Origin of the sequence: Melghirimyces thermohalophilus, from assembly GCF_900102685.1 — a bacterium.
Classification (GTDB): domain Bacteria; phylum Bacillota; class Bacilli; order Thermoactinomycetales; family DSM-45169; genus Melghirimyces; species Melghirimyces thermohalophilus.
On record NZ_FMZA01000001.1, the window covers coordinates 113,770 to 135,746 of the forward strand.

29 protein-coding genes, 1 tRNA gene and 1 pseudogene are annotated in these 21,977 nt (G+C 52.8%); 24 read left to right on the plus strand and 7 right to left on the minus strand.

Features of this window, described 5'->3' with window-relative positions; all coding sequences use genetic code 11:
- The first annotated feature begins 100 nt into the window (after positions 1–100).
- From BLP91_RS00645 to BLP91_RS00680, 8 genes are all read left to right on the plus strand, one after another.
- Complete coding sequence (locus tag BLP91_RS00645) at positions 101–1,603, plus strand: leucyl aminopeptidase (RefSeq protein ID WP_091565444.1); 1,503 nt, start codon at positions 101–103, stop codon at positions 1,601–1,603.
- 119 nt (positions 1,604–1,722) lie between these two features.
- Positions 1,723–2,478, plus strand: a complete 756-nt coding sequence (locus BLP91_RS00650) for a fumarylacetoacetate hydrolase family protein (RefSeq protein WP_091565447.1) — start codon at positions 1,723–1,725, stop codon at positions 2,476–2,478.
- Positions 2,479–2,500: 22 nt separating this feature from the next.
- A complete protein-coding gene (locus tag BLP91_RS00655) occupies positions 2,501–3,175 on the plus strand; it encodes an endonuclease III domain-containing protein (RefSeq protein ID WP_176757731.1) in 675 nt (224 codons plus the stop codon).
- A 1-nt stretch (position 3,176) separates the two neighbouring features.
- Positions 3,177–3,485 (plus strand): iron-sulfur cluster biosynthesis family protein, encoded by a 309-nt coding sequence (locus tag BLP91_RS00660; protein ID WP_176757732.1) that lies wholly within the window; start codon positions 3,177–3,179, stop codon positions 3,483–3,485.
- Positions 3,486–3,498: 13 nt separating this feature from the next.
- On the plus strand, positions 3,499–4,233 hold the full coding sequence (locus tag BLP91_RS00665; protein WP_091565455.1) for a glycerophosphodiester phosphodiesterase: 735 nt from the start codon (positions 3,499–3,501) through the stop codon (positions 4,231–4,233).
- 107 nt (positions 4,234–4,340) lie between these two features.
- Positions 4,341–5,186 carry a deoxyribonuclease IV gene (locus BLP91_RS00670; protein ID WP_091565457.1) on the plus strand — a complete coding sequence of 282 codons (846 nt, stop codon included), beginning with the start codon at positions 4,341–4,343 and terminating at the stop codon, positions 5,184–5,186.
- 12 nt (positions 5,187–5,198) lie between these two features.
- Positions 5,199–5,483, plus strand: a complete 285-nt coding sequence (locus tag BLP91_RS00675) for a YlaH-like family protein (RefSeq protein WP_091565460.1) — start codon at positions 5,199–5,201, stop codon at positions 5,481–5,483.
- Between the two features lie 33 nt (positions 5,484–5,516).
- A complete protein-coding gene (locus tag BLP91_RS00680; RefSeq protein WP_091565462.1) occupies positions 5,517–5,813 on the plus strand; it encodes a hypothetical protein in 297 nt (98 codons plus the stop codon).
- Here the strand turns inward: BLP91_RS00680 and BLP91_RS17450 are convergent.
- On the minus strand, positions 5,783–5,983 hold the full coding sequence (locus BLP91_RS17450) for a DUF2197 domain-containing protein (RefSeq protein ID WP_091565465.1): 201 nt from the start codon (positions 5,981–5,983) through the stop codon (positions 5,783–5,785). The genes BLP91_RS00680 and BLP91_RS17450 overlap by 31 nt on opposite strands.
- Before the next feature lie 165 nt (positions 5,984–6,148).
- Here BLP91_RS17450 and BLP91_RS00690 point away from each other — a divergent pair, with 165 nt between their 5' ends.
- Positions 6,149–6,604, plus strand: a complete 456-nt coding sequence (locus BLP91_RS00690) for a pyridoxamine 5'-phosphate oxidase family protein (RefSeq protein ID WP_091565467.1) — start codon at positions 6,149–6,151, stop codon at positions 6,602–6,604.
- 48 nt (positions 6,605–6,652) lie between these two features.
- On the opposite strand, the gene BLP91_RS00695 is transcribed toward BLP91_RS00690, so the two are convergent.
- Positions 6,653–7,234 (minus strand): YhcN/YlaJ family sporulation lipoprotein, encoded by a 582-nt coding sequence (locus BLP91_RS00695; RefSeq protein ID WP_091565470.1) that lies wholly within the window; start codon positions 7,232–7,234, stop codon positions 6,653–6,655.
- 149 nt (positions 7,235–7,383) lie between these two features.
- Between BLP91_RS00695 and BLP91_RS00700 the strand changes: the two genes are divergently transcribed.
- Together BLP91_RS00700 and BLP91_RS00705 are read left to right on the plus strand one after the other, a co-directional pair.
- Positions 7,384–8,022 (plus strand): MBL fold metallo-hydrolase, encoded by a 639-nt coding sequence (locus BLP91_RS00700; protein ID WP_245661964.1) that lies wholly within the window; start codon positions 7,384–7,386, stop codon positions 8,020–8,022.
- A 120-nt stretch (positions 8,023–8,142) separates the two neighbouring features.
- Positions 8,143–8,218: transfer RNA gene (locus tag BLP91_RS00705), tRNA-Ala, on the plus strand.
- A 110-nt stretch (positions 8,219–8,328) separates the two neighbouring features.
- Here the strand turns inward: BLP91_RS00705 and BLP91_RS00710 are convergent.
- Positions 8,329–8,751, minus strand: coding sequence for a DUF2690 domain-containing protein (locus BLP91_RS00710; RefSeq protein WP_176757733.1), 423 nt, complete (start codon positions 8,749–8,751; stop codon positions 8,329–8,331).
- A gap of 220 nt (positions 8,752–8,971) precedes the next feature.
- On the opposite strand from BLP91_RS00710, the gene BLP91_RS00715 reads away from it, so the two are divergent.
- From BLP91_RS00715 to BLP91_RS00725, 3 genes are all read left to right on the plus strand, one after another.
- The gene (locus BLP91_RS00715) at positions 8,972–9,412 is read left to right on the plus strand and encodes a DUF2690 domain-containing protein (RefSeq protein ID WP_091565475.1); all 441 of its coding nucleotides are present in this window, start codon (positions 8,972–8,974) and stop codon (positions 9,410–9,412) included.
- A 358-nt stretch (positions 9,413–9,770) separates the two neighbouring features.
- Positions 9,771–10,562: an OsmC family protein gene (locus BLP91_RS00720; RefSeq protein ID WP_176757734.1), complete on the plus strand. Its 792-nt coding sequence runs from the start codon at positions 9,771–9,773 to the stop codon at positions 10,560–10,562.
- Between the two features lie 679 nt (positions 10,563–11,241).
- On the plus strand, positions 11,242–11,886 hold the full coding sequence (locus BLP91_RS00725; RefSeq protein ID WP_091565784.1) for an SDR family oxidoreductase: 645 nt from the start codon (positions 11,242–11,244) through the stop codon (positions 11,884–11,886).
- 137 nt (positions 11,887–12,023) lie between these two features.
- On the opposite strand, the pseudogene BLP91_RS16280 reads toward BLP91_RS00725, so the two are convergent.
- Positions 12,024–12,152, minus strand: a pseudogene (locus BLP91_RS16280) (3-hydroxyacyl-CoA dehydrogenase NAD-binding domain-containing protein); the annotation flags it as partial.
- Positions 12,153–12,334: 182 nt separating this feature from the next.
- Positions 12,335–12,886, minus strand: a complete 552-nt coding sequence (locus BLP91_RS00730; RefSeq protein WP_176757735.1) for a TVP38/TMEM64 family protein — start codon at positions 12,884–12,886, stop codon at positions 12,335–12,337.
- 214 nt (positions 12,887–13,100) lie between these two features.
- Here BLP91_RS00730 and BLP91_RS00735 point away from each other — a divergent pair, with 214 nt between their 5' ends.
- The 6 genes from BLP91_RS00735 (at position 13,101) to BLP91_RS00760 (ending at position 17,513) form a co-directional block, all read left to right on the plus strand.
- Positions 13,101–13,709, plus strand: coding sequence for a TlpA family protein disulfide reductase (locus BLP91_RS00735; protein WP_176757736.1), 609 nt, complete (start codon positions 13,101–13,103; stop codon positions 13,707–13,709).
- 17 nt (positions 13,710–13,726) lie between these two features.
- Positions 13,727–14,446, plus strand: a complete 720-nt coding sequence (locus BLP91_RS00740; protein WP_425412155.1) for a cytochrome c biogenesis CcdA family protein — start codon at positions 13,727–13,729, stop codon at positions 14,444–14,446.
- A 73-nt stretch (positions 14,447–14,519) separates the two neighbouring features.
- Complete coding sequence (resA, locus tag BLP91_RS00745; protein WP_091565487.1) at positions 14,520–15,056, plus strand: thiol-disulfide oxidoreductase ResA; 537 nt, start codon at positions 14,520–14,522, stop codon at positions 15,054–15,056.
- Positions 15,057–15,133: 77 nt separating this feature from the next.
- On the plus strand, positions 15,134–15,460 hold the full coding sequence (locus tag BLP91_RS00750) for a rhodanese-like domain-containing protein (protein WP_091565490.1): 327 nt from the start codon (positions 15,134–15,136) through the stop codon (positions 15,458–15,460).
- Positions 15,436–16,386 (plus strand): cysteine synthase A, encoded by a 951-nt coding sequence (gene cysK / locus BLP91_RS00755; protein WP_091565493.1) that lies wholly within the window; start codon positions 15,436–15,438, stop codon positions 16,384–16,386. Before BLP91_RS00750 ends, cysK begins: the two co-directional genes overlap by 25 nt.
- Positions 16,386–17,513, plus strand: coding sequence for a class I SAM-dependent methyltransferase (locus BLP91_RS00760; protein ID WP_091565495.1), 1,128 nt, complete (start codon positions 16,386–16,388; stop codon positions 17,511–17,513). Before cysK ends, BLP91_RS00760 begins: the two co-directional genes overlap by 1 nt.
- A gap of 60 nt (positions 17,514–17,573) precedes the next feature.
- Here the strand turns inward: BLP91_RS00760 and BLP91_RS00765 are convergent, their stop codons facing one another.
- Positions 17,574–17,801 (minus strand): DUF2626 family protein, encoded by a 228-nt coding sequence (locus BLP91_RS00765; protein WP_091565497.1) that lies wholly within the window; start codon positions 17,799–17,801, stop codon positions 17,574–17,576.
- A 196-nt stretch (positions 17,802–17,997) separates the two neighbouring features.
- Between BLP91_RS00765 and BLP91_RS00770 the strand changes: the two genes are divergently transcribed.
- A complete protein-coding gene (locus BLP91_RS00770; RefSeq protein ID WP_091565500.1) occupies positions 17,998–18,741 on the plus strand; it encodes an enoyl-CoA hydratase/isomerase family protein in 744 nt (247 codons plus the stop codon).
- Between the two features lie 190 nt (positions 18,742–18,931).
- Complete coding sequence (locus BLP91_RS00775; protein WP_091565502.1) at positions 18,932–19,552, plus strand: RsfA family transcriptional regulator; 621 nt, start codon at positions 18,932–18,934, stop codon at positions 19,550–19,552.
- 92 nt (positions 19,553–19,644) lie between these two features.
- Here the strand turns inward: BLP91_RS00775 and BLP91_RS00780 are convergent, their stop codons facing one another.
- A complete protein-coding gene (locus tag BLP91_RS00780) occupies positions 19,645–20,118 on the minus strand; it encodes an N-acetyltransferase (RefSeq protein ID WP_091565505.1) in 474 nt (157 codons plus the stop codon).
- Positions 20,119–20,406: 288 nt separating this feature from the next.
- Between BLP91_RS00780 and BLP91_RS00785 the strand changes: the two genes are divergently transcribed.
- Positions 20,407–21,756 carry an acetyl-CoA carboxylase biotin carboxylase subunit gene (locus tag BLP91_RS00785; protein WP_091565787.1) on the plus strand — a complete coding sequence of 450 codons (1,350 nt, stop codon included), beginning with the start codon at positions 20,407–20,409 and terminating at the stop codon, positions 21,754–21,756.
- Entirely contained in the window at positions 21,753–21,968 is a 216-nt protein-coding gene (locus tag BLP91_RS00790) for a biotin/lipoyl-containing protein (RefSeq protein ID WP_091565507.1), read from the plus strand. Before BLP91_RS00785 ends, BLP91_RS00790 begins: the two co-directional genes overlap by 4 nt.
- Positions 21,969–21,977: the final 9 nt, after the last annotated feature.

A 21,977-nucleotide genomic window follows, 5' to 3' on the forward strand; every position in this document is an offset into this window, starting at 1 on the left:
GGGGAAATCGTCGAAAAGAAAAAGTGTGTCTCATATCCGGAGATGCACTTTTTTTATTGTTGTGCATCCCGCTTACACAAATAGCGCGGGAGGGGAAAACATGGAGTGGAAAAGTACCAAAGAGAAATTGACCTCCCTGGTGACTGACTGTCTGGTTGTGGTCCATACACAGGGGAGGGAATCGTTGACCGGGTACGCTCGGGAAGTGGACGAAGCTTTGGATCACCGAATTTCCGGGCTGATTTCAGATGGCGAGATTACGGGAAAAGCCAATGAGGTTACCCTGCTTCACAACTGGGGAAAAATTCCCGCTAAACGATTATTGGTACTCGGTTTAGGTACGCAAGAGGAGCTCACCTTGGACAAGCTGCGCAGCGGAATGGCAGTGGCGGCAAGAAAAGCCCAGGCCGCCGGCGTGAAGCAGCTGACTATCGGTTGTTCGCAAAATAAAAAGGGACGTTGGAACTCGGCGGATCTGGTGCAGGCAGTGGTGGAAGGAATCGAGTTAGGCCTTTACCGCTATCGTGGTTATAAACAGGATGGGGATGAAGAGCGGGAGTCATTGGAAAGCGTCCGTTTATGCATCGAAGGCGTGAGCCAATCGGCTTTCCAGGCGGGAGTCGAACGGGGGTGTGCCTTTGCCGAAGCGACCAACGCCGCGAGGGATTTGGCCAATGAACCCGCCAACAAGCTGACACCGGCCGTTTTCGCCGACAAGGCAAAAGAGATGGCGGATCGGTGCGGCATCGAGGCGGAAATCCTGGATGAGGAACAATTGAGGGGACTGGGGATGGATGCGCTTTTGGCTGTCTCCGAAGCGAGTGCAGAACCGCCCCGTATGATCCTGCTCCATTACCGGGGGGCTCCTGAATCCCGCGAAGTGCTCGGCTTGGTGGGCAAAGGGGTTACCTTTGACTCCGGCGGAATTCAGGTGAAACCGGGGCGGGGAATGGAGACGATGAAAGGGGATATGGCTGGAGCCGCCGCGGTTTTTGGCGCCATGCAAGCGATCGGAACCCTTAAACCCCACTGCAATGTGATGGGGGTAATTCCCGCCTGTGAAAATATGATCAACGGGAATGGTTACCGGCCGGGGGACGTCATCTCCTCCTTCAGCGGCAAAACCATCGAGATCAACCACACGGACGCCGAAGGCCGATTGGTCCTGGCCGACGGCCTCGCTTATGCCCGGCGCCGGGGGGCCACCTCCCTCGTCAATGCCGCCACCTTAACCGGTGCGGTGATCATCGCCTTGGGTCATTCTGCCACCGGTGTGATGACCAATGAGGCGGAGTGGGGAGATGAAGTGAAGGAAGCCGCTCGGTTAGCGGGAGAAAAGGTATGGGAGTTTCCTATGTTTGAGGAATACGAGGAGTATCTTGAAAGTGATGTGGCTGATGTAAAAAATGAAGGAGGCAGCCCCGCTGGAACGATTCAGGGCGGGATCTTTTTAAAACAGTTTGTCGGAGACACCCCGTGGGTCCATTTGGATATCGCCGGTACTGCTGATTGTAAAAAGGATCGCGGCATCCATACCAAAGGGGCGACTGGAGTGGGTGTCCGCACCCTGGCCCAACTGGCCTTGCAATTTGCCGGAAAGTGAGTGTTTCCCATATCACAAGGCGTCCTGCCCGTGAAGGGCGTGGACGCCTTTTCACTTGTCAGTTCTTTGCGTTGCCCCTATATTGGATCATACATCGACGAGAAATGGAGGAATTACCGATGAAATGGGTGCGCTTTCAACGGGATGGACAAGAATGGATGGGTATTTGGAAGGAAAATGGAATTTATCCGGTGGAGGGGGAGATGTTCGGCTCATATACGGTGACAGAAGAGGCGGTGGCCCACGATGATGTACGCCTCTTGGCTCCGCTTACCCCTAACAAACTGATCGCCATCGGAAGAAACTACGCCGCTCATGCCGCAGAAGGGGGCAAACCGGTTCCAAAAGAGCCGATGATCTTTCTCGTGTCTCCCACGGCCGTGATCGGTCCAGAGGAGGAGATTTATCTCCCGAACCGGGTGGACCGTATCGATCATGAGGCGGAATTGGCGGTGGTGATCGGGAAACGGGGGAAGGCGATCCCGCGGGAACGCGCAAGGGAGTATATTTTCGGTTATACTTGCGGAAACGATGTTTCCAACCGGGTCCTGCAAAAAAAGGACGGGCAGTTTACCCGTGCTAAATCCTTCGATACCTTTAAGCCACTCGGCCCCTGGATTGAAACAGAGCTGGATCCTTCGGATCTGCGGATTCGCCTGGAAGTAAACGGGGAGGTGCGCCAAGATGGCCGAACGTCGGAGATGGTTCATTCCATTCCGGTGTTGGTGGAAGCGATCTCTGCCGTGTTCCCCTTGGAGCCAGGTGATGTGATTCTTACTGGAACCCCGAGCGGGGTGGGTCCCCTTCAGCCCGGTGATCAAGTGCGGATGGAGATTGAAGGGATCGGGGCATTGTCTCATCGGGTGACCGGGTAGCAGGAAGGGAGAGGTGGTCCCGTTGCAACTGGATTGGATCCACATCCAAGAAATCCTTGATAAATGGAAGCCGGGGTGGACGGAGGCGGATTGGTGGGGATTGGATAATCCCTTCGAGAAGCTTTTGGGAAGCATCCTGGTTCAACACACCACCTGGTCCAACGCCAGCCGGGGGCTGAAACGGTTGCGCGCGAAGGGTTGGAATCGGTCGGAGAGGGTGGCCCGCGTCCCTGATGAACAGTTGATGGAAGCGATTCGCCCTGCAGGATTTTATCAAAACAAAGCGGCCACGATCCACCGGGTATGCCGGTGGCTGAACGGATACGGGGGAATCCGGCCGGTGGCAGCAAATTTCTCTAGAGATCGCTTGCGAGAAGAGCTCCTCACCATCAAAGGGATCGGTCCGGAAACCGCGGATATGTTGTTGCTTTACGTCTTCGGTAAGACGTCATTTATCGGGGATACCTACACCAGGCGCTTGATGCTCCGCTTGCGAGGCGTCAAAATGGATGACAGAGATATTCGCCAATCGGTTCTGTCCCAAATCAGAAACCAGGATGTGCTGCGCCGGTTTCACGCCCTCATCGTAGAGTTGGGAAAAGAGCACTGCAAAAAGCGGCGCCCTCGTTGTCATAGCTGTCCTTTTCGCGAAGAATGTATTTATGTTGAAGCCGGTGGAGAGACAGGAGGCAGATGATATGAAAATCCATATACCCCCGGCAGCTGTTCAGGCGCTGTGGGATAAAAAGCCTGAACCGGACGCCGCCTTGCGTTTGGCGGCCACCCATGACGGGTGTGGATGCGGGGCGACGGTGTTGTATGAACTGAACTGGGATATCCCTCGGCCAGAGGATCAACGGTGGCATGTGGATAGATTCACCTTGGTGATGGATCCGGACAGCCGCCCGTTTTTTGATCCGGAGATCACCATCGACTACCATCCGGAACGTGATACTTTTGCATTGAAAAGCTCTAACCAGATCTATCTTCACCACATTTATCTGTAGAAGGAGATGCCATATGAAGGACCTGCAAGTGATTGCACACCGAGGGTTTTCTGCCGTCGCTCCAGAAAACACCATGGCGGCGTTCCGACAGGCGGCGGAAGCGGGAGCCGACGGGATCGAATTGGATGTACATCTAACCAAAGATGGCGAAGTGGTGGTGATCCACGACTACACGGTGAAGCGGACCACCGACGGCACCGGTTGGGTTCGGGAATTGACTTTAGAGGAGCTTCGCCGACTGGATGCGGGAAGCTGGTTCGGCGAAGCTTTTCGCGGGGAGAAAATTCCCACCTTGGACGAGGTGCTTCGTTGGGTTGCCGATCGGGATTTATCGATCAATATTGAACTAAAAAACCTCAAGTTCCCGGAACCGGGGCTGGAGGAGGCGGTAGCGGAGCGGATCGTCCGATATGGCAGGGCGGAGCGAACCATCATCTCTTCTTTCCATCATGCCAGTCTGCAACAGATGAAGGAACGGCTCCCTCAGCTGGATACAGCGATCCTCTATATGGCCAACCTGGTGGAGCCTTGGGCCTATACTCGCGGAGCGAAAGCCACATCCATGCACCCTTACTCACCGACGGTGACGGCGGAAACGGTGAACGGGTGCCGAAAAGCGGGGCTGCCCCTCCGTCCCTTCACGGTAAATAAGGTGAAGGAGATGCGCCGCCTGATCAGACTGGGAGTGGACGGAATCATTACCGACCAGGTGGAGAGACTGCGGGATGTGTTGAGGGAAGAGGGATGAGCCGTCCCCTTCCATTTTGTTGCGGTCGAAGAGGACAAAGTGGTATGATGAGGTTGTTTCAAGAGGCGCCCGAGGTGGCGCTTCTTTAGTGATCGGGAGGGATCAATATGCAGCTTGGATGCCATATCAGTGTAGCCAAGGGGTTTTCCAAGGCCTGCCAACGCGCCGGGGAGCTCGGAGCCGAATCATTCCAGGTCTTTACCAAAAACCCGCGGGGGTTGCGCCCGAAAAAATTGAACTACAAGGATGCGGAAAAAGGGGTTCAATTGATGAAAGAACAGGGGATCACCCTGGTGGCGCACACTCCGTACATCACCAATCTGTCCACACCAAAGGCGGATTTACACGAAGTGACGGTCCGCTCCATCAAAGAGGATCTCCACATCGCCGACACATACGGTGCCGTCGGTGCCGTGGTCCACTGTGGAAAGCATGTGGGAGAAGGAGTGGAGGCGGGTACGGAGCGCATGGTGGACACCTTGAATGAAATTTTGGCCGATTACGAAGGAAACTGTCGGCTGCTTTTGGAAAATACCGCCGGACAAGGGAGCGAACTAGGACTTGCGATCGAGGATCTGGTCCAGATTCGGGAAGCAACCGATTATCCGGAAAAGATCGGTTTCTGTTTTGATACCTGCCATGGTTTTGCCGCCGGCGCTTGGAACGGGGACACCTTTGATGAGCTGGTGACCCGGATGTTGGAGACCGGTTATCGGGAACACCTGGTGGCCATTCATCTCAATGACAGCAAAGCCCCGTATAATTCCCGCAAGGATCGGCACGAAAAAATCGGGCAAGGGGAGATTGGCGCTCCTGCATTGGCCCAGTTTCTCCGCTCCGAGGTTTTTGAAGGGTTGTCGGTTGTGCTGGAAACGCCCGTGGAGCAGGAAGATGAGTATGCCGAAGAGATCCGTTATCTTCATCAACTGAAAGAGGAAAAACCGGCAGATTAGGGGGGGAACGGAATGGAAGCGATCAACATCTGGTTAAAGTCACACCCCTTGATCTCCTACCTGGTCATTGTGACGATGACGGCCATTGTGTATAAAGTGGCTTTTGCCCGGCGGCTGCCTGTACTCAAATCGCTTTTGGTCTATGTGGTATTGGCCGTGGGTTGTCTCCTGTTATGGGTGATGTTTTTCCTTCGTTTTCCCATCATCGAGATTTTGGGGATCACCCTGGTGATGATTGCCGTGGCCAGGATCCGGATGTGGATGGGAGCGCGCAAAGAGCATACCGACTCCAAGTGAGCCGATCATTTTCGGGAAAGGAGACGGAAAATCATGAATCTGAGAGACGCCCTTTTCAATTGGCTGCAGATCATGGTTGTTCAGGAGGCACGGCCCCGTGACCGGTCGGCGGTGGAGACCGCTCGTTTTTTTCGGCATATTTTGGAAGAAGATCATGGAGTGGAAGAAATTAAGGTGGAACGGGAACAAGAGGAATACCGGGTGAGCTTGGACCGGAATGGGGAAGAAGAGCGATTTCAGTTTGACCGGGAACAGGTGGAGCAACTTTTGTCCAGTATCGAAGCCGAGCCGAAATACAATCAGCCAGACTGCGGGCCGGAGGAGGACTGACAGGAGGTTTTTCTCCGGTCCATTTCACTTTTTCGATCCAGCGTCTGTTGGCTGATCCGTTGGTGGCATTCCGGGCATAGGAACATCCGGTGGGGATGTTTTCTCAGTTTTTTCTCCTGTAGGGGCGCCGGAGTAAAGGTACGGTCACATAACACACACTTCGTTTTCATCGCAACGCTTTCTGTCCTTTCTTTGTTCCCTGGCAGGGGTTTGTCCGGTTGGACGGCTTGTCCGTTTGCATTCGAAGGGATTTTCGATCCTTCACCCTTCAGTATACATCATCCGACGGTAAAAACGATATCGTCAGCGCTGACCGGTTGATAAGGAGGAAGAAGATGGCTGAAGAAGTATCCAGTCAGTTGACAGAAACGTTGCTTCACAAATTGCAAGAAGAGCCTTATGCTCTGTTGGCTACGGTGGATGCAGAGACAGGGATCCCTGTAGTCAATGCCGTTTCCTGGATTTTTGCTCCGAATGAAAAACATCTACGTGTCGCGGTGGGACACCGTTCCCGGGTGATTGCCAATGTAAAGGCCAATCCCGCGGTGACCATCACCCTGATCGGACCTGAAACCACCTACTCCATCGTCGGCCGTGCTCGGGTGGCGCATGAACGGCTGCAGGGTGTTCAGATCAAGGCGGTTGGGATCGTGATCGATATTGAAAAGGTTGATGATGTGATGTTTCACGGGGGACAAGTTGTGAAAGAGCCTCAGTACACCAAAACTTATGATCGGGAGGCGGCGGAAAAATTAGACCGTCAGGTGATGGAAGCGATCAAGAGGGGCTAACAAGAAAAAGTCGACGGCATCTGTTTGCCGCCGGCTTTTTTACTCGTATTACCGGTTGGATCGGGCGGGTTTGGGGTTGCGGGTTTGGTTCATTCTTTCCTGGTCTGTCTGGGATGGAGGCTGTTCTTTCTGAGGCGTTTCTTTGGAGGGCTGAGGGGCGATCCGTCCAGCGATATCTCCCAGCCGTTCCGCCAAACCAGCCGCCGGGCGTCCTTGATTTATATCGTCGGACAGTTCCCGGATCCGTTGCACCAGATCGGGATCGGCGGTCACCAAGGCATTAGCCCCTTGGGGATCCTCATGCAAGGCCTGGGCGACAGCGTATTTCACCTCGCCGGTTCGGCTCCGGTCCAGGGTGGAGTTCAGATCAAGTCCTACGATTGTGTAACCGGCGAAAACTACCGCCGTAGCTCCTTCCACCTGGGGCACCTGGGTGGCGAGTTGCGTCAAACGGCGGGCGACGGCCTGATTGTTGTTCGTCCGTCGCGGTTCCGGTTCCGTTTGTTTCACTCTTTCGGTGTGGGGAGCGTTGTTCGCTTTCGGTGCCGATTCGTTGGCGGGAGATTTATTGGCCGGTTGACAACCGACAAGAAGGCCGACAGCACAGATAAGGGTTAGTATTCGGGTCATGGCCTACCTTCCTTTCCAGTCATGGTTGGCCATAGTTTAACCGGCAACTGGGGAATCCATGTACCTGCATCGATGCTCGTTCAGGACTGAAACGCTTCCTCGGCTTTGATACAATACAGACGACTGAACCAGGAAAGAAGGTGAGAACTGTGCAAGTGGAAAGTTTTGTATTGGGGCCGATGATGACCAACTGTTATCTCTTGTATCAGGAAAAGGGAGGCCGGGGAGTGGTCGTTGATCCCGGAAGCGGCCCCGAAAAAGCGATTCAGCGCATTCAGGAGTTGGAATTGGAGATTGAAGCCATTTTGTTAACCCATGCCCATTTTGATCACATCGGAGGACTGGAGGAAGTCCGGTCAGCCACGGGAGCGCCGGTGTGGATCCATGAACGGGAAAGCGACTGGCTGGAGGATCCGAATAAAAATGGTTCCAGCCTGTTTCCCGGTGTGGAGACGGTTCGGTGCCGGCCGGCGGAGAAGGTGTTAAAAGGGGGAGAAGAACTGAATCTCCTGGGCGAAACCTTTACTGTCACCCATACACCAGGCCACTCCCCGGGCAGCATCTCTTTTCTCCACGGCGAAACGGTCTTTAGCGGTGATGTTCTCTTTGCCGGAGGGATCGGTCGCACCGATTTGCCAGGGGGGGATTATGATACGTTGATGCGTTCCATACATGATTACATGATGGAGTTGCCTGAAGAGACAATCGTCTATTCTGGCCACGGCCCGGTCACCACCATTGGTCGGGAGCAGGACACCAACCCCTTTGTCACCGGAATGCTGGGCTAATCGATGCGCGGGAGAGAAAACTTATATGTTTTTCCTCCCGCTTTTTGTGAAAAAACCCTTTGACAAGACATCGGCTTTGTGTATAATAGAATCTGTCTCGCTAAAAAATATCACTCACAGGGGGCATTAGCTCAGCTGGGAGAGCGCTACACTGGCAGTGTAGAGGTCAGCGGTTCGAGCCCGCTATGCTCCACCAACCCAACCCTCGATCCATCGAGGGTTTTTTGCTGTACATTAAGCAGCAAAAAAGGTCCTTTCACTGTCGTGGAAGGACCTTTATGTTTACGCAACCTATGATTTCCCCACCTAATAAGCGGCGGTTCTCGCCCGATATGTATGAGCCCCCACATCGTGTGTTCCTTCCGCAAAGGAAGTGACTCCGGAATCGTTCACTTGGGAGGTGAAGCAGGAGGTTTGGTAAGCCGGGATTTCACAACTGTAGGACCTCCCGTCGCTGTTTCGCACGACCTTCGCGTTTCCACCGTAATCGTTTCCGGGATCATGGGCGACCGACGCTGTGATCCGCGCCCAAGCGGTTTCACACTGGGTACTGTAACGGAGTTCGATCGTGGCGTAGGGATCGATCCGGGCGGATTCGACGGTGATCGCACTATTGGCACAACCGGTGCTGACGGGATCCGTACCATCCAGAGGAGCGGCTTCAACTGCTTGGTGGGCGCCGCTCAGACCGAAAAAGAAAGTAGTGAAGACAAACGATAACGAGAGCATCAACATCCCTTTTTTCAATTCAATCAACTCTCTTTTGAAAAGATTCTATATTTCCCCTATTCTAACATATAATAGCTAAAATTGGGTGATAATTAATCCGTAAGATTAAGATATTTTTGATTTTCGCTATTTTTATTGATTCATCGTTGCAAGTTTCTACCTTAACATGCTAAAATTTAACTGACATAGAATTAACAAAATTGAGAGTGGAGGGTGACGGATGAAAAGGATTTTCACTTTTTCTCTTTTTTTCGTGACTGTTTTCAGTCTGAGCTTCTTTGCTTTTCACAGCGAAACCTATGCCTGGTCCGAGAGCTACACGGGTACATGGCCCCACCAAACGCCATGCGCCAGTGATGCGCGAACGGTTCATTCCGCTCAAATCGATAGCGCCTCGGTGATTGAGTTGCGCTACAGCCCCTCCTGTGAGACCGCTTGGGCGCGAATCACGGCCGACTATCCCCACGAGCCGAGCGAGCGCGGATTGGGAGAAGCCCGGATCGTCCGTAACAGCGACGGGAGGAGCTATTCTTGCACCTTACAAGCGGGTCAATCCTCCTGCTTTACCCAGCAGGTGAACGATCACAATGTGACCTCCTTTGCGGAGGGTGTGCACGATAATGGGATCGTCTTCAGGGAAGCGAGAACCGCTTCCTACTAACTTTCGGGAATCCATCCCCCTCGTTGACTGCGGGGGGATTTTTTGTTTTAAAAATCAACCTTATTTTGTGCCAAACAGGGAAGACAGGGAAGACAGGGAAGACAGGGAAGAAAGGACATTTCGCCCAGGCAATCACAGATATGTCTATTTTATAGTCCACCTTAATATTTTTTGTATTTATAATATAAGAGCCGCATCACGATCTCTCTCATGTGATTTAAATCACAATAAATAGCTTATGAGTATGATCTAATGGAGATGAAGATAAAGAAAAGTTGGGAGGCCTGTAAATGGCCAATTCACGGATTGAAAAATGCCTAAGGTTATAATTGAAATACAAAGAAAGGAGATTGTTATAATGGCAGATCTTACATTTGCATCCGAAGCAACATGGAGCGGAACTGGTAAAAAAGGTGAAGGTAAGATTACAATAGGTCAAGAGACAGTCAGTTATTCTGTGCCTGTTTCCATGGGTGGTAAGGGGATGGGTTCAAGCCCTGAAGATATGCTAGTCGGTGCGGTAACGGCTTGTTACAGTGGTACACTCTATTCAACGTTAGTCAAAAAAGAGTTGCCGGTGCAACACGTTACACTGCGAGCAGAAGGAATCGTCACTGATTATCCCGAACAGATGAAATTCAGCCGACTAATTGTCCATCCGACTATCGTTGGCGGGGAAAAATCGCAGCTATCTGAATATGAGCAGGCCGCAATCACCGCTCGCGATAAGTGCTTCATTGGGAAAACTATCGCGGGAAACGTTGCTTACGAGGTAGGGAAGGTACGGGTCACAAATGCATTGCTCGAACAAGAAAAGATCGACGAATTGGTTGAGCGATTCTACAATTACCTAACGAAGGAATCTTACTTTAGCTCCATGTTCACTAAACGGAATGTCGATATCAATAGACTCAAAAACCGGCAAAAAATATTTATTTCCCGAATAGTAAACAATGACACTCCGGATGTCGATCAGGACAGTGCTAAGCAAGTTGAACAAAGGCATCAATTTCATACTACCCCTGAACGGGCAAAAGTTTGGCTGGACTTACTAGAGAAAGCCGTAGACGACATGGAGATTCCGCTCGAGATAAAAGAACCATTGATGGATAAAATGAATTTTATGATGGATAAGATCGTCAAGAAATGACTTACACTCTAACTATTTCATACCACATCCCCGTTTTCCGTTATGATAAGCATTTGGATCGAAAAAGCATTCGTTGTTAGTTGCTCCAGGTGATTCGCTCCAAATTTTCGGGTGACGAAATGGCTTCGCGTCGAAGGTGTGATCTCACGAGCCAACGCGTTGACGCCCGTCCGTGTTTCAGAAACCTTGTTGCGTAACCCCATCCATATGTTCAGTGCTGATTTGGAACGGTACAGGCCGTACCGCTGTTTCTTGAGATCGTATCGATATGGCGAGTCGGGAGTACGAGACATATCGGTTCCTTTGGAAGGCTATGGTTGTGTCCATACACCAAAGGACGATCATGTCTCTTATTTTGTCAAGGGATATTTTTTCGGTAAATTAACACGATTACTGTTAACCTCTACAATCAAAATGGTACCCGAAATTCGCACGGACTACTCAGCTATTCGGTCGATTTACCCGAGATCAAAGATGTGGCCGGTTTGGTGTTCTCACGCTTATCCTTCGACGGCGCAAAAGTTGTACCAAGACGCGTTCGCCGGCCCCGATGTTGTTCCATTCTCATCGACTCCGGCGGCTTTGGAGATGTTGTTTGTATCTATATCACAGGCATGATTGCGGATACAAAAGGGAATAAGGATGGTTGGAATCTATGTTGAAAGGGGAATCGAAACAGATGAAAGTGTTGGTGGTCGGTGCAAACGGTCAGATCGGCCGACAGTTGGTAGCGCTCTTGCAGGAGAGCGAGGAGCATGCCGTCCGGGCGATGGTGCGCAAAGAGGAGCAAGAGGAGGCTCTGAAGGAAAGAGGGATTGAAGCGGTGCTGGCCGATCTGGAAGGAACGGTGGAGGAGATTGCTGAAGCCGCTAAGGGGTGTGACGCCGTGGTCTTTACTGCCGGTTCCGGCGGAGCCACGGGACCGGACAAGACCCTGTTGGTCGATCTGGATGGGGCGGTGAAGACGATGGAAGCCGCGGAACAGGCCGGGGTGAAGCGGTTTGTGATGGTGAGCGCCATTCAGGCCCACAACCGGGAAAACTGGAGCGAGAAAATCAAGCCCTATTTCGTGGCCAAGCATTATGCGGATCGGGTTCTGGAACAGAGCGGGCTAACCTACACGATCATTCGTCCTGGAGGGCTGTTAAACGAGCCTGGCACCGGCAAAGTAACCGCCGCCGAAAATCTGGAACGGTCCACGATCCCCCGAGAGGATGTGGCCCGTACCATTTTTGCTTCCCTAAACGAGCCCCGCACCTACAACCGCGCTTTTGATCTTATCTCCGGGGAGACGCCGATCTTGGATGCCGTGAAACAGATATAAGCATGCTTTTCCTTGGCAGCTTCCTTTAAGGGAGCTGCTTTTTTGCTGGACCTATATATAAAAATGCGGATGTTCCTCCTGCGCTGCTACCTCCACACGCAGTATAATCAAGGAGATGTTTTAGGAACCTTAAGTGGTTTTTTGCGCTCCAATGCTTCATCATCAACGTCATATACTTGAACGTCAAATCCTTTGAAAGCGGTCTGGTACGCAATCTGACTTCTCAAAACACCGCCGCTGGCAACAGTGATCTGTTTATAATCCATGGCGATTCTCCGATTTTAACTGCTTTTATTCCTCATGCAAGAGTGGCAACTTTCAGCGATTTTGCAAGGAAAAGGGTATGGAGGCACAGAGGGATGTTCTCATTCAAAGGTTGCTTTCTGTTTTACCACTTATGCCATATAAAAGGGTATCAACCGTTCATTATAGAGTGGGATGGGAATGATCATCCTCCCCCTTTCCGCTTCCACAACCATCGGACCAACACCAGGGCGATCAAGAGCATGGCCAGGCGGAGACCATGCTCTCGAACGTGGATCAGATCGTGGGATACCCATACTTCCAGAGCGATAGAAGGGATTTTGCCGATAGCTGTGGCCAGGAGAAAATGTTGGAAACGGATGGTGGTCAAGGATCCGAGTAAATTGATCGCGCCGGAAGGGATCATAGGAGCCAATCTCGCCGCTAGGAGAGAGATGAACTGACGGTGGGGCGGCCAGCGATTGAGATGGTTAATCCAACGCCAATCTGGGAACCGGCGTCCGGCCCCGATACGGTAGCCCGTCCGAAAGAAAAAGAATGCGGCACCCGCCCCCAGGACTTCCCCCAACCAGGAAACGATTCCACCTAATACCGGTCCCCAAAGAAACACGTTCACCCCGGTGATGGTGACACTGGGTATGAAGCCAGGGATCTGAAGCAAGGTATTAACCAGGATGGCAACCACCATTCCATCTTTTTCCAGCGAGAGAAGCCACTGGGCGACAGTTTCGGCCATAGATGAAATTTGCCTCCGTTCTTTAGGATCCGATCCTTGTCTCATACTATAATAGAAGAGATGCAACTGATCGGCGAAAGCCGGACTTTTCACAGAAACACCACAAATTCGGTTTACAATCATTGGGGCGAGCCGACAATGGATGATAAAATCATACCGACTGGGGTTGAAGGGGGACCTTCAGGAGGGCGGTTGTAAAGGAGGGGGCGATTCGATGAACCATCGATTCCAATGGCGCCATGTTTTGATCGGGGTCATCATCCTGGCGGCGGCGGGAGCGGCGGTTTGGACGGCAGTGGAACCGAAGAGCGACCAGACAGCTTCTGGATCGGAGCAGGCGGTTTCCCGTTCAGAGGAAACAGAGGGACAAGGCGGGGATCATTCCGAATCGAAGACACATGGAGCGATCCGTGAAGGATCGCCAGCACCGGATTTCACCTTGAAAACCCTCCAAGGTGAAAAGGTCTCTCTTTCCGATAATGGCGGCAAACCAACCATAATCAATTTTTGGGCGTCCTGGTGCGGCCCGTGCCGGGAGGAGATGCCTCTTTTGCAAAAAGCCTATGAACAGTACGGGGACCAGGTCAATTTCCGCTTGATCAATACTGGGGATGGAAAAATCACCATGGATGACTATTTAAAAAAACAGGATTTCACTTTCCCTATCCTGCGGGATGAATCGGGTGAGGTGGCGGATGATTACCAGATTATCAATATCCCGCAAACCTTTATCGTGGACGAGCAGGGTCAAGTGATCAAACGGGTGATGGGCACGCTCTCCGAAGAAGAGTTAATGAACATCATGAAAAAGATCACCTCGTAAAAACATAGGGAGGAGGGATCGGGGTGGTGGACGTCAATATCGGGCTGGCTTTTGCAGCAGGGGTCCTGTCCTTTATCTCCCCTTGTTGCTTGCCGCTGTATCCGTCTTATATTTCATATATCACCGGGGTGTCGGTCAATCAGCTCCAGGATAAAAACCGTTCAGGGGACTTAAAGCGATCGACTATGGTTCATACGCTGTTTTTTATCCTGGGGTTCTCCATCATTTTTTTTGCCATGGGCTTCACCGCCAGCTGGATTGGGCAGTTTTTTAAGGAGTATAAGGATTTGATCCGGATGTTGAGCGGGGTGTTGATCGCGGCGATGGGCCTTTTTCTGCTAGGCTTGTTTCAGCCACGGTGGATGATGCAGGAAAAGAAACTGAGCTTTGGCGGAAAGCGTTGGGGATATGCGGGATCAACCTTTATCGGCATGGGGTTTGCCGCCGGCTGGACACCTTGTACGGGGCCGATTTTGGCCTCGGTTTTGTTGTTGGCGGCTGCCAACCCGACAGCGGGTCTGATCTACATAACGGCCTACACCCTCGGTTTTGCCGTTCCTTTTTTCATCATGGCTTTTTTCTTGGGTCGCACCCGCTGGATCTTGAAATATTCCAACGGCCTGATGAAGGTGGGCGGTGCGATGATGGTGGTCTTCGGTATCCTTCTGTACACGAACCAGATGACATGGATCATCGCCTGGCTGACCGACCTGTTCGGGGGATTCACCGGGTTTTAAGCAATGGCTTGATGGTTTCATGAAACACGGATAACAACCGGGATGTTGCAGGTAAAGGGGAAAGGTGATCAACATGAACCGAAAAACACGTTACTGGGTCCGCCGCATTTTGATGCTGGTCATGGTTGTGTTGGTAGGGCTAGCCATCTACCAAACCATGGGCGGGGAGGGGGAAAAAGAGACGGCAGTGGAGCCGGGGAAAAAGGCTCCCGATTTCCAGCTGGAAACCCTGGACGGGGAAAAGATGAAATTGAGCGATCTGAAGGGAAAGGTCGTTCTGCTCAATTTCTGGGCTTCCTGGTGCGAACCCTGTCGTGACGAGATGCCGGCGATTCAGACCGTTTACGACAAACACAAGGATAAAGGCTTTGAAGTGGTGGGTGTCAATATCGCTGAAACTCAAGTGGCGGTGAATGCCTTTGCCCGCCAGTACGAGTTGAAGTTTCCGATCGCGATGGACCGGGAGCGGAAGGTGACCGAGCAGTACGGGATCGGGCCGATTCCCTCATCGATTTTCATTGACCGGGAAGGAAACATTATCCGCAAAGTAAACGGTCAGATGAATGAAGATCAGTTGGAAAATTACGTATTGAAGGCGTTAACCGGATAAGGATGAGCTTCTTCTGCTTTTCCTGAAAGTCGTGTTATCATATAGGGAAACGACGAAAAACAGGGGGATTTTTTGCGATGGAAGAGAAGCGATATAAAGATATTGAAGCTCACAAACTGAGTGAAGCGGATGAAAACGAGCGAAACCGGTACGTGTTAGTCGATGTGCGTCGGGATGAAGAATATGAAGCGGGCCATATTCCCGGAGCCCGACATATCCCCCATGATCAGATGGAATCTCGTGCTGGGGAATTAGAGCCCTATAAAGATCAAGATATCCTGCTCATCTGCCGCAGCGGGCGTCGGAGTGTATTCGCAGCCAACGTGCTGGCCGATCGCGGGTTTCAACGGCTTTACAACCTGAAGGGAGGGATGCTGGAATGGACCGGACCGATGGAAAAATAAGCAACCGTACCGCCGACTGGTTGACCGATCTGGTAGGGGACACCCCGCTGGTCCGATTAAATCGCCTGACCGGCCCGGAAGATGCCGACGTCTATGTGAAGTTGGAGTCTTTTAACCCCGGGGGCAGTGTAAAGGACCGGACCGCTCTCAATATGATTCGGCGGGCGGAAGAGGAAGGGCTCTTGAAACCGGGCTCCACCATTATCGAACCCACCAGCGGCAATACCGGGATCGGACTCTCTATGGTCGGTGCCGCCAAGGGCTACCGGACGATACTGGTGATGCCGGATACGATGAGCGCTGAACGGATCAATATCCTGAAGGCCTACGGAGCTGAGGTGGTCCTGACACCGGGGGGCGAACGGATGCCGGGGGCGATCCGTAAAGCGAAGGAGCTGTTGAATCAAATCCCTGATTCCTTTATGCCCCTCCAGTTTGAAAACCCGGCCAACCCGGAAGTGCACAAACTGACAACGGGCCCGGAGATCCTTCGGCAAATGGAAGGGGAAACTCTGGATGCCTTTGTGGCTACTGCCGGTACCGGCGGGACCATTTCCGGGACGGGGGCTGTGTTACGGGAGCATTATCCCGATCTGTTCATCGCCGTGGTCGAGCCGGAAGGTTCTCCGGTTCTGGCCGGCGGAGAGCCAGGTCCTCACAAAATGCCCGGAACCAGCCCCGGTTTTATCCCTGACACCTTAAACCAGGAAATTTACGACGAGATCCTGCATGCCTCCGATGAAGATGTGGCGGAGGTGACCCGGCGGATGGCGGGCCTGGAGGGCATCCTGGTCGGTCCCTCTTCCGGTGCCTCGGTTTGGGCGGCTTTGCAGGTAGCAAGACGGCTAGGTTCAGGCAAAAAAGTGGTTTGTATGGCTCCGGATACCGGAGAGCGGTATCTATCTACGGATGTGTTCTCCCCCTGATGGCCATGGACCGATCCCTGATTGTCCAGATCCTGCGGGAAATCAAAGCCGATCCTCAGCAGAGGATTTCCTTCCGCCGTTATATGGAGCTGGCCCTATATCATCCCCATCTCGGTTATTACCGGCGGCCGCTTCCTAAAATCGGTAAGGAGGGGGATTTTTATACCAGCCCCAAGGTGGGAGAGGTGTTTGGTTGGAGCTTGGCTCAGGCGATGGCACGGATGGTTGATACCTTCCCACCGGACACACCCTGGTTGTTGATCGAGGCAGGGGCGGGGGATGGGACGTTGGCGCAGCAAGTGATCCAATCCCTCGCCGAGCAGGAGCAACTTCCCGCGGCTTTCTATCTAATCGAGTCCAGCCATTATCACCGAACACAGTTGGAAGAGCTGGCGGGGAGATGTCCCGTTCCGCTCCGGTTGGTGAACGGCGTGGCCGAAATTCCCGACGGTAAACCTGCCATTTTATACAGCAACGAACTGCTGGATGCCTTTCCCGTGCACCGAGTCACTTCCGATCAGGGGGCCCTTCGGGAGCTCTACGTGGCCCAGGAGGGGGAAAAGTCCGCATTGACTGAGGTTTCAGGGCCACTGTCCCGACCGGAGTTGGAGAGTTATTTTCGGGAACTGAAGTGGCAGTTGCCGGAAGGGTGGACGGCGGAAGTTCCTTTGGATGCCCTGGAGTGGTTGGAAGAGGTGGGGGGGTGGCTGGAGAAGGGATACCTGATCACGTTGGATTACGGCGGGACGGTGGAGGAGTTGTCCCGCCCAGAACGGAAGCAAGGAACCCTCCGCTGTTACCGACAACACCAACTTCACCGGGATTTCTACCGGGATCCGGGCTCCTCGGACATGACCAGTCATGTTCATTTTACCGCGCTGATGGAACGGGGGAAGAGACTGGGCTTGGAAACCCTCCTCTACACCGATCAGTCTCGTTTTCTGCAGGGGGCGGGGATATTTAAGCGGTGGACCCTGCCTCCGCGGGATCCCTTCAGCCCGGAAGCGAAACGGAATCGGGCGATTCGGCATTTGGCCGTGGCTGGGGGGATGGGAGATGCTTTTCAGGTATTGGTTCAATCCAAAGGGATTGCCCAACCAGTGTCAGGTGTGACATCGGAATTATAACAAAAAGCGGCTGTTGCACCCCCGCTCGGAAGTGGACAGCCGCTTTTTTTATCCATATCATTATCCAACTTGAAAGAAGGACCAATACACGATCCCGGTGAAGGCGACCAACATGTACCCCCCGAAGATCAGCATATACGTGCGCTCTGTAAAATTCATAAGTCCGAGAACAAAGAAGATGGCCGCCTGGAACATGAACAAGCCTGCCAACATGTACATCTGGCCCGCCATAAACATGAGGCCGATGGCCAGGAGCCAAAACCCTAAAACACGAAACATGCGGTCCATTGGAAGACAACTCCTTACATTGATTGACGATGATATGTACGACGCCGTTTAGTTGACGGTGTTCGTCCGATCCGTCGTTCCATCTGTAATCATCATTTATTATACTCCCCAGCTACTAGGGGATCAAGGCCACGGTTAGTTTGTCTCATCAAACCGTCAGGAATTCACGGAAAAGATATGGATTGGGGGATTTACTATGGAAACACTGCGCTGGGAACGGCGCGATGGCGTCGGATGGATCTTCTTCAATCGTCCGGAAGTTCGGAATGCGGTCAATCTGCGCATGATGGATGAACTGGAAGAATGGATCGAACAGTGGGGGAGCGATCCGACGTTCAAGGTACTGGTATTTGCCGGTGACGAGAAGGCCTTTGTCTCCGGCGGAGATCTCGAGGAGTTTCGTCGACTGACGACGGAAGAGGCGGTCTTCCCTGTGATGGCTCGCATGGGCCGCTTGCTGGAGAAAGTTCGTTCCCTGGGTAAACCGACAGTAGCCGCGGTGCGAGGGACAGCCGTAGGTGGCGGATGTGAAATTGCCGCCTCCTGTGATTTTCGCGTCGCCTCCCAACAAGCGGTGTTCGGCTTTGTCCAGTCCCGGCTCGGGATCACTACCGGTTGGGGAGGAGGCAGCCGCCTGTTCGAGCAGCTGCCCAAAAGCCAGGCCCTCTATCTTTTGTTGAGCGGAAAGCGTGTCGATGCTCGCCTGCTTCAGCAATGGGGTTGGATCATAAAATTGTTTCCCGAAGAGAATTTCCTTACCTCGGTGCAGTCTTTTGCCCAAGAGCTGGCCCAGGCACCGGCCGAAGTGATCAAAGCCTATATGGAAATGGCCAGCGGAGGGTGGGTGGATCCAGTCGATCGGGAAGCCCGCTATTGCGCTCGGCTGTGGGAAACGGAGGAACATCTTCGCGCCATGGATGCTTTTCTCAACCGATCTTGAGCAGGAAGAGAGCCCGCCAAATGAGCGGGCTCTCTCTTTAGGGGGACAGACTCCATGTATAGGAAGAACGGGTTTCGGTTATAAGAAATAGTAGTTACATATACTACGGTTTATAGCAAATGCATACAAATAGATCAAACCCGCAGCATGCCGTAAATCGGTTGATCAAGGATTGGAGGTTTTCGGGCTTATGGCTGTGAAAAGACAGGATGCGTGGACACCGGATGATGACCTGGTGTTGGCGGAAGTGACGCTTCGACATATCCGGGAAGGGGGGACCCAGCTGAACGCTTTCGAAGAGGTAGCGGAAAAGTTGGGGCGTACGCCCGCTGCCTGTGGCTTTCGTTGGAACAGTCTGGTGCGGAAAAAATATGAAGCCGCGATTCAAATCGCGAAAGCGCAGCGGCAAAAGAAAAAGCAGAAGACGCAATCGGTGCGGCACCGGGCTGGCGGCGGCGGGGAGTTAGAACTGGGGCAGGACCGGATCGCTTCACTTGATGCGATTATCCGCTTTTTGCGCCAGCATAAATCAGAAGTGATGGAGATGAAAAAACGGCAGCAGGATCTGGAAAAAGAGTTGGAAGAACAGGAAGAGAAGCTGCAGCTTCTCGGTCAGGAAAACGAGGAGATGAAAGGGCGTCTCAATCATGTCCAGACCGATTATCGCGTGGTCAATGATGATTATAAAGCCCTGATCCAGATTATGGACCGTGCGAGAAAGCTCGCCCTTTTAGAAGAGGAGGAGGAGCCTGAATCCAAGGCTAAATTCCGAATGGAATCCAATGGTAATCTGGAGCGTATGGATAAATGAACGGGGTGTTTGTGGCCTGCAAATATAAAAAAGAGAAACCCAGCTCAAGTGACGGCGGGTTTCTCTTTTTATAGTTTTGGCACAGCAGGGCTTCAGTTTTGCAGTTGAACACCTGAAGGCAACCAGACAAAGGGGTTCTCCCCGCGATCCCGTACCGGATCATAATTTACCGGTTTGAAGCCCATTTTCTTCCAAAACTCATCGGAGCGGCAGCGGGCGTTGGTTTTGATGGGCAGTCCGAATGTCTTGGCGTGATTGACCAGAGCCGTACCGTAATCTTGTTCCCGGTATTGAGGGAGCACTTCCAGTTTCCACAATTCATAGTAATCCTGGGGCGGGTCAAAGTAGCGGTCGTATTTACCGTCAATTCGGTACAGGCTGATGCGGGCGACCAGTTGCCCGTCCACATAGATTCCGTAAAAGGGGGAGTTGCTGTCGTTTTCAATAATGTTGGCTTGCAGGTCTTCCAGCATGGACAGCTCTTGCAAACCGTATTCCCGGAACTTTTGAAACTCTTCCAACGTTTTGTAATTGATTTTCAACCGTTCCACCTTCGGTGTGCTCATCGAAAGAATCTCCTTTCCGTCCCTATCCCTTCACCGTATTTCACTGTTTATTATACATGATTTTGCCTGCCTTTGCCTATGTGCCTGGCGACACACGGGAGCATTGGAGTAAAATTCCTTCCTTTCAGGGGAGGATTTTCTGTGGAAATGGTCGAATGAATCTTGTGGATCTCACCGAAAAGTAAAGAAAAGAGTGGAGAGATCCAGCTGCCGCAGATCTAGACCAGAGAGGGCAGATAGCCCCGCGCGACAGCTAAGACCATGTGATAGTGAGGTGAATCGATGAAAATAAAAAAACTGTTGATCGCCAACCGGGGGGAGATCGCCCGCCGGATTATCCGGACGTGTCGGGAAAGGGGGATTCCGACGGTCGCCGTCTACTCCGAAGCGGACGGGGATCTCCCTTTTGTCCGAGAAGCGGATGAAGCGGTTGAAATCGGCCCCCCGCCGGTAGCCAAAAGTTATCTCAACCAGGAGGCCCTCCTGAAGGCGGCTCGCGATACGGGTGCCAATGCCGTTCACCCCGGGTACGGCCTGTTGTCTGAAAATGCCGCCTTTGCCCGTCAGGTGGAAGCAGAGGGTCTGATCTTTGTCGGTCCCCCGCCCCAGGTGATTGCCAAAATGGGGGATAAGGTGACTGCCCGGCAAACCATGCAGGACGCGGGGGTCCCTGTGGTTCCTGGAACGGGAGACGTTCATACGCCCGAAGAGGCAATCCGGAAGGCGGAAGAGATCGGTTGGCCGGTAATGTTAAAGGCCAGCGCCGGCGGCGGCGGGATCGGAATGCAGGTACTGCGTGGTCCTGAGGAAGTGGAAAAAGCTTTTGCGACTGCCCAGGGGCGGGCGAAAGCATATTTTGGTGACGAAACGCTGTTTATGGAGCGGTTTATTCCTTCGCCACGCCATGTGGAGGTACAAATATTGGCAGACGGTGAGCGGACTTTGCATCTCTTTGAACGGGAGTGTTCCGTGCAACGGAGAAACCAGAAGGTGGTGGAGGAAAGCCCCTCTCCGTCCATCCGCCCCCAAACACGGGAGGGGCTTTGTCTAGCGGCAGTCCGTGCCGCTGAAGCCGTCGGTTACACTGGAGCGGGAACCGTTGAATTTTTGGTCGATCCCGATGAAAACTTCTATTTCTTAGAGATGAATACCCGCATTCAAGTAGAGCATCCTGTCACGGAGATGGTAACCGGTCTCGATCTGGTCTCCCTGCAGCTGGATATCGCGCAAGGGAAAGCCCTTTCCTTGGATCAGGAGGCGATTCGCACCCAGGGGCATGCGTTGGAGTTTCGAGTGTACGCTGAGGATCCTGACCGTTTTTTACCTTCCCCGGGAACGCTGGAAGCTTTTGTACCGCCGTCAGGTGAAGGGATCCGTGTCGATGCAGGGGTGGAGTCCGGCTCCACTGTTACCCCTTTTTATGATCCCATGATCGCCAAATGCATCGTATATGGCAGGAACCGGGAGGAAGCCTTGGAGCGGAGCCGAGTGGCACTGGCTGATTTTGACGTTCGGGGCATCCAGTCCAATCTGCCCCTGTTGAGAGAGGTGCTGGACCGCCCGGAGTTTATCAGTGGACAATATGACACCCAACTCTTAGCAAACATCGATCATGCAATCCGAGGTGATAAAAGATGAAAACCATTCAGGCGACAATGGCAGGAACAGTGTTACAGGTATTGGTGGGAGAAGGAGATCTGGTGGAACCGGGTCAGGATGTGGCTGTGCTGGAGTCGATGAAGATGGAGGTTCCGGTTCAGGCTGACCACGGTGGCAAAGTGTCAGCGGTAAAAGCGGAAGTGGGCAGCTTTGTCAATGACGGGGACACTCTGGTCGAATTGGATGGCTGAGGAAAGGAG